Genomic DNA, 14189 nt, shown 5'->3' on the forward strand with positions numbered 1-14189 from the left:
CCCGCGAACACATTTATTAAATCACTGTGGTTTAATAAAGGCAATACGAAAATTTGCAGAATTTACGCAGTGGAATCAGCAAATAGATAAGTAAACCAAGGGGAAGTAGTGATTTTCGCGGTATCGATCTTTGCTTTTGGTGACAGCGCTGCTTGTCTTTCTAAGTAGCACTGGTTGCGGGAGAAGGGGATAAGGGGCAGTAGATGCTTCTGGTGAGCATCTACCTAAGGATTTGGTTGCGATTCCTGCCTGCTAGTCTTTGGCCAATTCCAGTTGTCCATCGTCCATAAACTCGATGCGTTTGGGGTCGCAGATACCGCCGATAAAATTGCCCTCGGCATCGTCCCTATTAAAAGCCAGCAGATACCAATGTTGGTCCGGCCCCTGGATAACCCGGCCGGAATAGAGTGATCCCTGCTGGTCTGCGCCGATAAAGCCATCTCCAACCACTTCGTATGGGCCATTCAGATCATCGGCGACAAAATATTTTGTGCCAGTCAGTGGTGTACCCTGCATGGATTGTCGATGGGCAGCGCTGTGGAACTTTGTCGATACTGAGCAGAATAAGTAGTAGCGGCCATGGATGTATTCAATTTGCGGTACTTCCATTTCGCCATACCAGCCGGGAGCCAGTACCGGTTGCCCCACTTTCCAGTGAATTAAGTCCGTTGAACTGGCATAGCCAACTGCGCCACGCCCATCAGGGCTGCCCTGGTTACAGCGCGCAGTGAGATACATATGGTAGAGATTCTGCGTGGGGTCTTTAACGATCCATGGGTCACGCCAGGATGCATCGTGCCAATATTCAAGGTTCAGGCCATCGTAGAAATTGGGATCTAATTCCACCAGGGGGTTGTTGGGGTGTTTTTCCCAGTGTAATAAGTCCTTGGAAGTTGCCAGGCAGACCCGCTGAATCAGGCCTTTCTCCGAGTATTTAGTACCGGTATAAAACATATACCAGGTATCGCCTTCTCTGTGTACACAGCCGGTCCAGGTAGTGTAAGAGTCTGCAGCTTCCTCACTGGCGGTTGCAGTTCGAGGTGAGGGTTTTAATGCATCCTGGAGCGTTGTCCAATGAATAAGGTCCGTAGAAACGGCATGACCGACAGATACATTCCAATGGCGCAGCTCAGGATCGCCCAGTGATTTATCGGCTTGAAGGTAAAATACATGGTACTGGTCGCCGTCCTGCGCGAACCAAAAATCCCATACCCATTTATTATCGAGATTAAATGCCATGATATTTACCTCATTAGTGCTGATTGGAAATTTGCCGGTGAGTTATTACTTTGATTATTCTTAAGGAGCCCAGAGTTATTTTTATGCTTTTCTGGGGTTCCAATTAAGGCGCAATCAGGTAGATATTCTTCCTGGTATTCCGCCCTTTAATAGAACTGTTTTATCCGGTGCAAAAATTGAGTAAAAAGGCAGAATCGCACCGCCTGTGGCGATAGCGTCGACTCCAATTTTTCCACTGACAATTTTGGGCGCAAATACACCTGAAGGCGCCACCTGCTTTATTCTGCGAGAAATCATTTCGACCAGTTCGTCTAATAAAAAGCGGGGTAAATGCGCATCGACAATAATAGCCTCCAGGTCCAGCACGCTGATTGCCGATAGAAATGCATAAACCAGCGCATCTGCACAGTCGTCCAGCCATTCTTGGATCTGAGGGCGGGCCTGGTCCATCACTGTTTCAAGTTCGGAAGTGCTGGTAATTTCGATGCCGCACTCTCGTAAATGTCTGCGCAGCCCAAATAGTGAAGCGCGATTGAGGAGTAGCTCAAATGCCCCTTGATTTTCAGGGGTGCTGCTAAGTTTTGAGGGGGGCACTGGCAGGGAAACCAGGTTGCCCGCATTGCCATGGACGCCGGTTTCCAGGCTGCCATTTAATACCAGGCCTCCACCGATAAAGGTCCCGATATAAACGTAGAGAAAATTGGATATGTCCTGGCCATTGCCAAACTGCAATTCAGCAACAGCAGCAGCGGAACAGTCGTTCTCGAAGAAAACCGGCAGGTGTGTGCGCTGAGCAACTTCTTCAGCAAAGTTAATTTCTTTCCACTGGGCCGCGAGCTCTTTGCTCATATTGAGCTCTTCGGTCCAAGCGCCGATAAACCAGGGCATAGCGATACCCACGCCCACTAGTTTCCCTCTGTCTTTAGCGGGTAGGGTATCAGTAAGTGCCTGGAGGCCCGATTCAATTTTTGCCAATAAAAATTCGGGCTCCGGGAATTCAAACTCGTGGCAAATTTTCTTTAGTACTGTGCCACCAAAATCCATTAGTAGCAGCTCGATATTGCGCCGTCCCACCTTGATGCCGACAGAGTAAGCACCAGTAGGGTTAATAACGTACATAATCGAGGGTTGGCCTTTGCCGCCCAGTCGGCGCCCCTCTCGCATTACCAGCCCTGCGCTTTCCAAATCATCGACAATCCGGGTAACCGCCTGAGCGGTGAGGTCAGTTTGGCGCGCTAGGTCGGACTTGGAGGCTGCGCCAGTCTTCCGCAGGGTTGTAAGCACCACTCGCTCGTTATAACGGCGTAAACCACTGGAATTGCTACCTTTACCCATCCGTGCCCCCTGAGATGAAACGTGATCTGATCCGGCCACTGATTGTCCGATTCTATTGTTAAAAGTGTAACTTTAAAGCCTTTGCTTAGTCTATTGACTTCGTTGGTACTAAGATCAGAGTTTATATAACCTATTGATTAATATAACTTTTTTTGTTTGTTGAAGCTTGGCTTTACTTAATTAAATCACTGTGATTTAATTTTCGGCCAAGTTCAAGCAAATCATTCTAAAAATACGCTGCTAGCAGTGAACGAGGAAGTTATGCCGGTCGATTTTGGTCTCCACCCAGTCGATGCGACCATTCTGGTCGTCTATTTCGTTTTCACCATCGCCCTTGGGCTCTTCCTAAGTCGCCGCCACGATACTGCAGAGGATTACTTCCTCGCTGGGAGGAAAATGGTATGGCCCTTGATTGGCTTATCCCTGTTCGCTTCCAATATATCGAGTACCACTTTGATCGGCTTAGCCGGAGATGCTTACAGCACTGGCATAGCGGTCTTTAACTATGAGTGGATGGCGGCGGTTATCCTGGTTTTCTTTGCCGTTTTCTATCTGCCCACAATTCTTCGCTCGCGCATTTACACGATGCCGGAAATGCTTGAGCGTCGCTTTAACAGCACCGCGCGCACTTATTTTTCGGGATTGACTATTTTCCTGAATATTGTGGTTGATACTGCAGGTAGCCTCTATGCAGGGGCCCTGGTAATGAAATTGATATTTCCTGAATTACCAATTTGGACCACGATTTCAATTTTGGCGGTGATCGCGGGTATCTACACCATCTGTGGAGGTTTGGCTGCGGTTATTTATACCGACACCATTCAGGCGCTGCTGTTGATATTTGGTTCAATCCTGATCAGTATTTTTGCCCTGGATCGCGCAGGAGGTTGGGAAAATGTTGTATCCCAGGTCTCGGCGGAACAATTGAGTCTGATACGGCCCATTGGTGATTCGAGCGTACCCTGGTTGGGGCTAATTACGGGAGTCACTTTGCTGGGCTTTTATTTCTGGTGTACTAACCAATTTATGGTGCAAAGGGTACTCAGTGCAAAAGATGTTAATCACGGCCGCTGGGGAGCCTTATTTGCCGGTCTGCTCAAACTTCCCGTGCTGTTTATCATGGTTCTGCCTGGCACTATGGCGATTGTTATTTTCCCCGAGCTAGAGCGCGCAGATATGGTTTATCCCACTCTGTTATTTGAGCTGTTGCCTGTTGGTATCCTGGGGCTAGTGTTGGCAGGTTTTGTTGCTGCACTAATGTCACAAATTGATTCCACGCTTAATTCAGCTTCCACGCTGGTGACCATGGACTTTGTGCGGAAGTTTTTTCCGGGCCTAAACCAGCACCAGTTAATGCGTGTAGGTCAGCTGGTCACCTTTATCTTTATGATACTTGCCGTACTTTGGGCACCACAAATTGAGAGTTTTGGTTCCTTATTCCAGTATCTGCAGAAGGTACTTTCCTATGCAGTTCCCCCTGTACTGGCACTTTTCCTGATCGGATTCTTTTGGCGTGGTGCTAACTCCAAGGGAGCTATAGCTACTTTGCTGTTAGGCACCTTGGGCGGTGTTGGCCTCTTTTTTGTCAATGAAGTCTTCGACTGGACAAACTTACATTTCCTCTATATTGCTCCAATTTTATTTGTCTTCTGTTCACTGGTATTGGTGATTGCCAGCCTACTTTATCCTACTGAGATTAGCGAAGAAGCCAAATCTTTCACTTGGTCTAAAAGTGATTTTGACACTGAGACCGTATCCCTGAAAGCGCAGCCACTATGGAAAAACTATCGAGTTCAGTCTGTGCTACTGCTTGTGGTTACTGCGTTGGTGGTGGGTTCGTTCTGGTAGCGCGAAGTCAGATTACTTCTATTTTTCACCCCACAGGATGGAAAACTTAAACAATAAAGGCAATACAGGAGGGTTGGACACGGACGAAGTTGACAAAAGGTTGTACTCAGATAGTTGTATCCGTTTAAAAGAATAATCTTATAAAGAAGGTGTTGACTATGAAGTATTTCGTCACAGCGATGTTAGGTTTATTGGCTTCTGTGCAGATTAGTGCAACAGAAAATATTTTGGATCAGTACTTTAATACATCAGATAATGGTGGGACCCTAAGGTACGATACAATATTTCAGTATGGTAAGAGTGGGAATGGTAGCGATTTCGATATGTGCGATAGCTATGTTACCACCCGAATCCCTGGAGATAAGATCACCGCTATAACCAGTTTTAGCGGTGATGAGAGAATCAAAGGGTTAAAACTCGAATACTTATATGCAGGAGATGAGGAGGTTGGTAAAACCACTATCTCCGGGTATCGAAAGTTGCTTGGTGCTACCGAATATATTCAGGGTTGGCGCTTCTATAAAAAGCGCGATGGCAATATTTCCAGGATTCGAGTCTACTTGAAAGACATGGCTGATAACTCAACCCGTGATATTACCTTTGGAGGTAATAATGGCTGGTATAAGTGGGAGGAATACCATCTAAGTATTGGAACCCGGTCAGTAGTTGGATTTGCTGGTACTGCGAGTGATAGTAAAGTTTGGAGTATTTACCCTTGCGTTGCGGATCGTTTGGAATTGGTGGAATCTGGCGTAGAGATTCACTGGGATCAGATTGTGGAAACCCCCAACAATACCAGGACATTCTTTGGTGAGAGATTACTTGAGAACTCTGGCAGTATTGCCCAAAACGACAGTACAGAAGTCTGGTATACCGACGGGAAGAGTGAAACAGATACCTGGACTAATACTATGGGTATTTCGGTTACTGCTGGAGTTAGCTTGACCGAGGGTTACAAAGTCGGTGTTCCCGGCACTGTTGAAAATAGTGGCTCCATTACATTCAGTTTTTCTGAGACTTTTAGTGTTTCAACGACCGTTGGGGAAACATCGACCAAAAGCAACCAGGAAACTGTTAAAGATGCCATGCCATCTAATGTACCCGCCTATGGATTGATGATGGCGCGGATGATGGTGGAAAATAGCGAGGTTGAAGTTCCCTATACCACAACGGTCATGAATCCCCATAATGGTGATGAGTTCGAGTTGTCAGGAGTTATCAAAGGTTCCAGCTATTCCAATGCGCGGAAACGCTGGGATGAAGTGGGGCGGGCCTATCCGACTCGTTATGAGATATACCAGAGTTATGCTTGGGTGATCGAGTACTATGGGTTGGAAAATGCAAGTTTGATAGATGATCCGGATATTTTTTAGATTGATATTGATAAGAATTGACTGGCCCAAATTATAAAGGGCCAGTCAATCATATGAGATTTGGCTACTCATCATGAAACCGGATTGAGCCTAAGCGAATCCTGTCATCTTCACATCCGTAATAACTAAACTTTACAGTTTTCTGGGACATATAAGCGGAAAGCAGAAAAGATACTTTGGTGTTGTATATGGCAGAGTCGTCATTGATAAGAAAAAAGGTGTTTTTGCTCACGCAGCTCACCTCGGTCTCTGGATTGACAAATCCTCTAAGTCTGACATCTACACCATTCGAGTGTACTTTTAAGTAGTAAATTTGCGCCTTCTCTGTCCAAGCGGCATCGCTGATAAGTGGCAGTGTAAATGGGATACTCAAAAGTAAATATATTAGAGACTTCATCCTTGATTCCTTACCAATTTATAAGTGGTAATTAAACCTTTGCTCTCCATGTTGGTTAACTACATCCTATAAAACTATAGCAAATAAAGTCACTTGAATAAGTCGCGCACTGCGTCGCAAAGTGCTTTTCGGAGTAGGTATTAACGCCCATTCTGGCACAAAAATAATGCTTCCAGTTTGGGCGTGAATAAATTGAGGTCAAATGAGGGATATCACGCAGTAGAGGCTTCTGGCAGTTTCAACTCACTCTTTTGGGTAGTGTCAGATGTATGAGGGCTAAACAGCCTTTGTGATAGTAAAGCAGACATAAATGCCAAGACAAATAAGGCGCTAAACACCATTCCGCCAGTAATAACCGCAGCTAGACCGCGATAGATAGCTGCGCTACTTCCGGGGTTAAGCACTAAAGGGATATTGCCAAAGATACAGGTAATTGTTGTAAGCATAATGGGGCGGACACGCAAGCTGGCAGCCATATATATCGCCTCCAATTGATTGGCTCCGTTTTGCAATGACTTATTAAATTGGTTGACGAGTAATATCGCATTATTAACTACCAGTCCCATTAAGATTACAAAGCCGATCATGGTTATTACATCCAGGCTTTGGGGGGTAAATAGATTTAAAATTTGTAAGCTAATCATTCCGCCTGCAAATGATAAGGGTACAGCACAGAGTACTGCTGCTGCTAACTTTGCGGACCTTTGGGCGAAATACATTAATAAGGCCAATACTGCGATAGCTGCTGCAAAAATTTTCAGGAACTCACTGAGGAACAAGTTGAGTTCATTGGCGCTACCTCTAAACTGTGTATGAAGATCATTGTAGGAACTTTCTGATAGAAACTCTTTCACAGATTGATCAACATCCTCGACAAATGACTTCATGGCAACGCCTTCGGGAGGAGTTAAGTTTATTGATGCACTCACTTCCTGGCCGACACGAAGTATACTGGCTGGCGCTTGAGTGATTTTGGCGTCGGTCAATTCACGTAGAGGAATAAAGCCGTGACTGTTAATCAGTATCTCTGTATTTAGGAGCGTCTCAAGATTTTGCGGTTCTCTTGCTTTAAAGTAAAAAGGAAGAGTGTTGGTTCCCGTATAGAAGTGCCCAATATATATTCCATCGGTTAAAGCCATCAGATGATGATTTAATTCCGATATTGTAATACCTAAACGAGCTAATTGTACTAGCTTGGGTTGGAATTCAATACGAACCGCTCTATTTTGAAGTGCGCTTCCCTCTTGAATTTGCGCTTCTGGAAATTCTAAGCGTAAATGACTCATCAGCTCACTTCCCGCCATCTGTAGTCGAGATAGCTCTGCCCCTTTGATATCTAACTGGCTAATACGGTTGTTGGGTAGGGCAAACCTTAATAAACCACCTTGCCTGAAATGTATTCGAGTCCCAATTAGTCCAAAGAGAGCTTTTTCATTTAGCCAACTCTTTAGTTCTTCAAAATCCCAGTCCCCTTTTGTGTATAGATAGAGATTGCAATTATTTGGGTTGCAAATTATTCCATAGGTTGAAACTTGGTTCTCTATTTCTTCTCTATTGGCTGTGATTCTATTTACGACCCGTTCCCCAATTTCATTTTTTATGGTCTCTGTAGATAAAGGACTTTCAAAGTTGATATAAACAGAGACCATATTTTGTTTAGGGTCTGGGAGGACATCAATGTCAGGGCTGGAAAAGAAGGTAGCGATGAGTGCGACGGGTAATCCTAACAAAATCACAGTGGAGGCTAGCTTAGGATTGCTTGCAGAACGGATAGAAAGCTTCACCCACCATTCAAGCACCTTATTGATTTTAATACTACTGGATCCCTCCTCAGAAATTGCTGCTTTTCCAAGTAAGTGTCTGGCCAATGAGGGTAGTATTAGTAGAGCAAACAATAGTGATGCTAATAATGCGCTTGAAATTGTGAAGGCCAGGTCTTGAAAAAGCTGCCCTGTTGCTGACTGCATAGCAATAATGGGCAGGAACACGATAACACTGGAGATTGTAGATGAAACTAATGGGCCCGAAACTTCTTTGGTTCCCCGCGTGATACTTTCCTGAATATTTATACCCTGCTTGCGCAGTCTTTGAATGTTTTCTACGACAATAATTGCTGCATCGACCATTAACCCGATAGAAAGTGCAATCCCTGCAAGTGAAACAACGTTCATGCTTCTATTTCCAAGATACATTCCCAGAACCACCAGAGAGATACAAATGGGAATGCTTAGAAATATTAGGGTTAGAGTTCTGGGGTTACGTAAAAACCAATAAATGACCAGGCAGGCGAGTAGTGATCCCAGCAAGAGGCTTCCGTATACCAGGCTGAGGGAATTCTGAATACCCGTGGAGTCATCCCGGCTTATGGCGAGCTTCATCCCCAATCGATTTAACTCTCCGTCATTTAATTCTTCTATTGTTGATTTGAGCTGGGCGATAGTTTCTAGAACATTGACATTTTCGGTAGGGCGTAGGTAGAAGTATAGAGATCTATTGCCTTCAAGGGCAAAATATAACCAATCTGAAGCTACACGCTCTTTTACCGAAGCAATATCCGAGAGTTGAATGATTTGGCTTTCTCGTGTTGCGATAGGTAGCGTTGAAAGTTCCTCTAGTGGGATCTGCCCCTTAAAATGAAGGGCATAATCTTTTGATCCAATTTTTAGATTTCCTCCCGAGCGATCCGTTAAATTGTTTAGATTTTCGGTTATCTCACTAATGGTTAAAGAGTACCGAGTCATCTTTTCTGGATCGAACTCAATATCGACCCTTTGGGCAGTGGGTGTGCCGGCCTCTTCAATGGACTGTACACCAGGAACTTTGCTAAAGGCTGGCTTTACATGATTTATAAACGCGTCGATTAATTTAAGTTCGCTAGCTGGCTTCTCAGAATATAGGAAAAAGGATCCAAGCGTAGCCCCTGCACCATTTGCAAAATTGAATACATCCGGTGTGCGAACTTGTGTTGGCCAATTGGGTACTTGGTTGATTTTGGAGAGGACCTCAATATACATTTTCTCCATATTTGCCTCCGAATGGAAGTCAATTACGGTCCAAGCCCAGCTACTATTAACATTGGTTTGCAATTCTTTTAGGTGGCTTAGGCTGGAGAGTTCCTGTTCTAGCGGAGCAATTAGTATTTGTTCTATTTCTTCTGCGGTCTTTCCTGGCCAGGAGGTTGCGAGTGCAATTTGTGGACGATTAATGGATGGAAGTAGGGCGTTTGGTAAATTTATCCCGGCTATAACCCCGGCTATTATTAGGGTAAAGGTACAACAGATGATAATTGAGCTGTATTTCTCCAGGGACTTCATGTGTTTTCCCTCTTTGTTGGAGTAACGGCTTCATTGAGTTGTAACCCTTCGTGACCTAGTACAATCAAAAGATCGCCAGGAGCAATGCTTGAACGTACGACAAAGTAATTATCGAGAGTATCTATTATTTGCACCCTGGTACTAACTGCTCTTTGACCGTTGTCTAGAGTCCAAACCTTATATTGTCGCCCATTCTCAAGAATTACGGCGTCACTAGGAATTCTAGTAATGTATTCTTGCTCGCTATGACCCGCGAAAGGGGTAAACATAGTTATTTCAAATCGCTGCCCAACCAGTAAGGATTTGAATTTTTGTCTGTTTACTTTAAAGTAGAGATTAAAGTTCTGTGTTTCTGGGTTTACTATATGGCTGATATTTCTGAGTTCAATATCTTGCTCCTCAATTTTGAAGGTGCTATTGCTTAGCAGGCTTTCTTTATTTATGTGTTCTTCAGGGAGACTACATTCAATTTGGTTTTCAGTTAGTGGGAGTAACTGCATAATTCTTTGTCCTGGATTGAGGTTTTCTCCAGGATTAGCTTCTATGCTTAAAACTTGACTATCGGTTTTTGCGTAGTGCAGTAGTCGTTTAGAACGATATTCAGCTGTATTTAGTTGTTGTTCGAGTCTTTGCTTGGTTAATTGATAGGTGTCCACATTGAGCTTAAGGTTATTTAAATGAGACTGAGAAACCATGTCGGCTGAGCGAAGTTTCTCCAGTCTACCTAGTTCTTCTTCTGCATAGTTAAGCTGGCTTTGTGTTAATTCAATATCGGTGCGAATGATCTTCATTTGCTGGGAGAGATAAAAGTCATCCTGGGCTGCTACTAGTTCACCAGCTTTGATAATGGAGCCAACAGGCTTTATTTCTATAAGTTCAGCATCTGAGTGACTAGATATTTGATGTAAGGCAGGGGATGATACAGAGCAAAATAACTTTGTTCTAATAGCTTGCTCCCAGGGTTGTGCTGCTTCTACCAGTACTGTGCGGCTATCGTTGGCAAGGCTATTGGAGCCAATAATTAACAGAATAGGTGGGATGCTGCCCATAAAGAGCTTTTTAATTTTACTGTTTCTCATCCTGAGGCTCTGGTCGGTTTTGTTTCTGAGTTAATTGCTTAAGCGCGGTAACTAGTATTTAAAATTAAAGAGACTGAAATGCCTTTAGTATTATATTTGACTAAAAGGTATTTGGATGAGCTATTTGCTGCAATCTCGGTGCGGTAAGATGAAATCTACAAGGGGTGAGTTGTTCACGTTCAGAATTTTATAAAATGTCAACTTTCACAATGGATGTCTTTGGCGCCAATAACTAGGTTTTACTGCATATATTGCAGTGCTTATATGCTCAGCTGGAAATGACGGCAGGAGTGGCGTTGTGAATTTCAGAGTGACTTGCCTGCTCGGGTTTTCTATCGGCGTAGTTTTAATAGGTGTGTTTGCAACTTACTTAAATGGTAAAGATGTGCCGATATTATAAGACTTAAATAATTAACTTTAATAATGTGGTCAGTAAAATGTATCTAGGTCTGAGGTGGCCAGGTGTTAGGCTAATTGGTGTTGTGTAAAGCGGGTGCACAGATAATGTTCTGTACACCCGAATTGATCTATGCGGAATTTGTGAGGTAGGAGTTAAAATTATAGTTAGAAAGGGCGTTATTCCTCTCGTCTTAACTCCAGACGTTGAGATTCACGTATACGAAAACGCCGTTTGTTTTCTCTTTCTCCATGAATACGTACTCGCTCACCAGATTGCATACCTTTCTGCTTTGCCTCTTTGGCGTCGATAAAGTAGTAGTCACCAGTAGTTTCGTCTTTTACGGAGAAGCGGTGATCCACTTCTCCTGTTTGAAAGTTCTCGGAGATCTCTTCCTCTAACACGCCAGTTACAGTCTCTTCGGCAATCGCTGAAGAGGAAAGGGCGAGAAGTACGGCTAAGGGTAGATTTTTCATTGCGGTCTTACTCCCCATTAAATTATTCATCGTAAGTTACAGAAACAGTTGCAGAGTTGGTGCTGTTGTCAGTGGATAGGAATTCAATAGTGATTCCAGCAGATGAGTCAGTAAAGCTGTCCCCGGTAGTTGACAGTGTGGCTACCTGGTTGGCGGTAACATTGTTATTACTGGTGCCGCTAAGATAGTGAACCGTTACCGCATTTTCGTGGTGTGGACGGGGGTTGAGGGTGTCGTGCTCGACGTGGTATTCGATGTAATAGTAGTTTTCTCCATTCCTGCTACCAATACTTTCGGCCTTTAAGAGTTGAGGTAGATCGCTACTAAGCTCACCAGCAGTAAGTTCTATGGCTTGAAACTCAATATTAGTGGTGCTGCCTGCGACTGCCTCAATAGTTTCAGTGTATCCGGGGAATGAGTCATACCAGCCCATATAGTCACGATGGCCGCTTCCAAAGAGTCGTGATTGCCAAGCATTGCCCATTAGGGAGCCGTCACTACCATATTCACTCTCACCGCTATCGTTGGTATCCCCATCATTATTATCGTCATTGCCGGCGTGGCTCAGGCCAATATTGTGCCCAATTTCATGGCCCATAATCAGTTGATCACTATCTGCAATTATCATGCTCCAGCGGCCTCCGACAGAGGCGACTCCCGTGCCAACCAGTCCTGCACTGGCCGCAGCTTCCGGGAAAATGTAGACCCGATGACGCCAATCGTTGAGCTCTACGGGCTGGTTGTTGGAGTCTAGGTAATTGCTTTCGATCCAGCTGGTTGCCCTATCTCTCCATGTATAGCCGCTATCGTTATATTCACTGCCCGAGCGAGATTCCGCATCTTCGATGCTCAGTACACCACCATTCTGGCTGTCGGCAATGCTGTAGGTAAAGCAGTCTATAGAAGTGCTCTCATCATTGTCTTCACCGTAGCAGTATTGATCTAGTGAAGTGTCATTGCTTAGATGGCGGCTGAACTTTAGTTGTCCCAGGGAGTTTTGATGGTAGGCATTATCAAGAGAATCTGTGTCATTGAAAGCCATATTTGCAATTTGGGTAATGCTTAGATCATCTTCTACGGCGGCATCTGAGAAGTTCATAAAGATAAAGACAATGCTGCTTTCTGTGGCTTCGATGGTTTGAATAGAGAACACCACGGAGAGGGTGCTGCCATCGGTGAGCTGGAAAGAGATAGTGTCCTCCACGGACTCACCATCATTCAAACTCTGGGAACTGGTGTTTAATTGATATTCCCAGTTTCCACTTTCATAGAGAGTAAAATCTCCATAGCTTCCGGCCACACTGCTGGCTTGAAAAGTGGGGCTATTACTATCGGTATCTTCGAGGCTGAGAGTGCCACTGGCATACTCTTGTGTCCCTACGATAAGTGATGCCAGGGGACTACTGGGGTTAAAAGTGTAGCCCCCCGTTTCTTCATCACTGTCGTCGTCCCCGTTATCGGAATCATCAGAACCACTGTTGTCTCCGCCGTCGGTACTTGTTTCGGTTTCAGTAGTCTCATCGTTGGAATTACTACTGCCGGATCCTCCTCCACAAGCTGTAAGGAGAACCGATAAACTGAATGCTGTAAGGAATTTTAGGGTATCAGGCATGACAAACTCGACGTATTTCTTAATCTAATTGAGCAAGGCGATTTGTAATTGATGGACAGCTGCTCAGTGGCCCGGTTCCTGCTGATTATTAGTTAAATAACTATATTTGGATTCTGGGTCACCTAAGGCAAAATAGCTATCGCTTTTTTGGCAGGTTGTGACGGTGTTGGATCAATTGCTATTAGCGCCTGTAAGTAGTATGAACCCCGTTTGAGCAATTGATGACAGGGTTCAAAAAGTTAACTAGGTGTAATGAGTAGGATAAAGGAATGAGACCTATATTTGAACGTAGAGTGCACTTAACCCCATTTGCTTTTTTGCACAGGTGGGAGTCTGAAATTGGGGTGTTTTTAGTTGGGGTTGATTAGAGGGAAATATGGATGTTGTCTTTCGTTGAAACAATCAAAGAAGGTGGAAGGAAGGGTAGGTTAATTGTTGTTGTGGCCGGTATAGGACTTTTGATCGCCGTGATATATCAACTGGCTACTCGCCTAAACCTTAATACAGCTTATTCTGTCGGAGAGATTATAGACTCACTTCATGGGGTAGAAGTTTATTACAATGGAGGAGTTAATAATGTTGAAGAGCGCAACACCTCGGAAGACGGTTATAATCTTGGCCTAAGGTACCAGTGTGTTGAGTTTGTTAAGCGCTATTATTACGAGCGATTTGGGCATCGAATGCCGGATACATTTGGACATGCTAGAGATTTTTTTGACCTGACAGTCCAGCACGGGAGTGTGAATACCAAAAGAGGATTACTGCAGTTTCACAACCAAGGTAATACCCCTCCGAATATTGGCGATATCGTTGTTTATAGCCCCTCCCTTTTTAACCCTTATGGCCATGTAGCTATCGTTTCTATGGTAGATATAGAGAATGCTACCCTGGAGATTATTCAGCAGAACGCGGGTCCATTTTCTCCCTCCCGAGAGCGTTACCCACTTATTTTCATGCCCCCAGGGCAATGGTATGTAGAGAATAACCGTATTCTCGGATGGTTGCGCAAAGAGTGATCAACTTTTCAGAGGGTTATTTAATGGATAACCCCCTCCATTAATCTCGGTCAAAAGCCATTTATCTGATTCCAGTACCGTTGGTCTTATCCGATGGTATGGG

At 44.4% G+C, this 14189-nt stretch carries 9 protein-coding genes; 3 read left to right on the forward strand and 6 right to left on the reverse strand.

The genetic code is table 11. The annotated features are described in order from the left end of the window. Positions 1–252: 252 nt before the first annotated feature. The gene (locus ACJJI8_RS13340) at positions 253–1239 is read right to left on the reverse strand and encodes a glycoside hydrolase family protein (RefSeq protein ID WP_444932670.1); all 987 of its coding nucleotides are present in this window, start codon (positions 1237–1239) and stop codon (positions 253–255) included. Positions 1240–1353: 114 nt separating this feature from the next. Beyond that, positions 1354–2574, reverse strand: a complete 1221-nt coding sequence (locus ACJJI8_RS13345; protein ID WP_444932671.1) for an ROK family transcriptional regulator — start codon at positions 2572–2574, stop codon at positions 1354–1356. Between the two features lie 246 nt (positions 2575–2820). On the opposite strand from ACJJI8_RS13345, the gene ACJJI8_RS13350 reads away from it, so the two are divergent. Both ACJJI8_RS13350 and ACJJI8_RS13355 read left to right on the forward strand, forming a co-directional pair. Then, positions 2821–4422 (forward strand): sodium:solute symporter, encoded by a 1602-nt coding sequence (locus ACJJI8_RS13350; protein WP_444932672.1) that lies wholly within the window; start codon positions 2821–2823, stop codon positions 4420–4422. Positions 4423–4580: 158 nt separating this feature from the next. Further along, positions 4581–5795 carry a hypothetical protein gene (locus ACJJI8_RS13355; RefSeq protein ID WP_444912556.1) on the forward strand — a complete coding sequence of 405 codons (1215 nt, stop codon included), beginning with the start codon at positions 4581–4583 and terminating at the stop codon, positions 5793–5795. 609 nt (positions 5796–6404) lie between these two features. On the opposite strand, the gene ACJJI8_RS13360 is transcribed toward ACJJI8_RS13355, so the two are convergent. From ACJJI8_RS13360 to ACJJI8_RS13375, 4 genes are all read right to left on the reverse strand, one after another. Next, the gene (locus ACJJI8_RS13360) at positions 6405–9506 is read right to left on the reverse strand and encodes an efflux RND transporter permease subunit (RefSeq protein ID WP_444932673.1); all 3102 of its coding nucleotides are present in this window, start codon (positions 9504–9506) and stop codon (positions 6405–6407) included. After that, positions 9503–10585, reverse strand: coding sequence for an efflux RND transporter periplasmic adaptor subunit (locus ACJJI8_RS13365; protein ID WP_444932674.1), 1083 nt, complete (start codon positions 10583–10585; stop codon positions 9503–9505). Before ACJJI8_RS13365 ends, ACJJI8_RS13360 begins: the two co-directional genes overlap by 4 nt. Positions 10586–11161: 576 nt before the next feature. Beyond that, positions 11162–11458, reverse strand: coding sequence for a hypothetical protein (locus ACJJI8_RS13370; RefSeq protein WP_444932675.1), 297 nt, complete (start codon positions 11456–11458; stop codon positions 11162–11164). A gap of 22 nt (positions 11459–11480) precedes the next feature. Beyond that, positions 11481–13070, reverse strand: coding sequence for a VCBS domain-containing protein (locus ACJJI8_RS13375; RefSeq protein ID WP_444932676.1), 1590 nt, complete (start codon positions 13068–13070; stop codon positions 11481–11483). 380 nt (positions 13071–13450) lie between these two features. On the opposite strand from ACJJI8_RS13375, the gene ACJJI8_RS13380 reads away from it, so the two are divergent. Next, on the forward strand, positions 13451–14086 hold the full coding sequence (locus ACJJI8_RS13380; RefSeq protein WP_444912561.1) for a CHAP domain-containing protein: 636 nt from the start codon (positions 13451–13453) through the stop codon (positions 14084–14086). Positions 14087–14189: the final 103 nt, after the last annotated feature.

This window comes from Microbulbifer maximicatervae (SeqCode), assembly GCF_052467695.1.

Excerpts from the sequence above, each read along its gene's own strand:
- ACJJI8_RS13365 (WP_444932674.1), bottom strand. The coding sequence starts at position 10,585 with ATGAGAAACAGTAAAATTAAAAAGCTCTTTATGGGCAGCATCCCACCT.
- ACJJI8_RS13380 (WP_444912561.1), top strand. The coding sequence starts at position 13,451 with ATGTTGTCTTTCGTTGAAACAATCAAAGAAGGTGGAAGGAAGGGTAGG.
- ACJJI8_RS13355 (WP_444912556.1), top strand. The coding sequence starts at position 4,581 with ATGAAGTATTTCGTCACAGCGATGTTAGGTTTATTGGCTTCTGTGCAG.
- ACJJI8_RS13340 (WP_444932670.1), bottom strand. The coding sequence starts at position 1,239 with ATGGCATTTAATCTCGATAATAAATGGGTATGGGATTTTTGGTTCGCG.
- ACJJI8_RS13375 (WP_444932676.1), bottom strand. The coding sequence starts at position 13,070 with ATGCCTGATACCCTAAAATTCCTTACAGCATTCAGTTTATCGGTTCTC.
- ACJJI8_RS13370 (WP_444932675.1), bottom strand. The coding sequence starts at position 11,458 with ATGAAAAATCTACCCTTAGCCGTACTTCTCGCCCTTTCCTCTTCAGCG.
- ACJJI8_RS13360 (WP_444932673.1), bottom strand. The coding sequence starts at position 9,506 with ATGAAGTCCCTGGAGAAATACAGCTCAATTATCATCTGTTGTACCTTT.
- ACJJI8_RS13345 (WP_444932671.1), bottom strand. The coding sequence starts at position 2,574 with ATGGGTAAAGGTAGCAATTCCAGTGGTTTACGCCGTTATAACGAGCGA.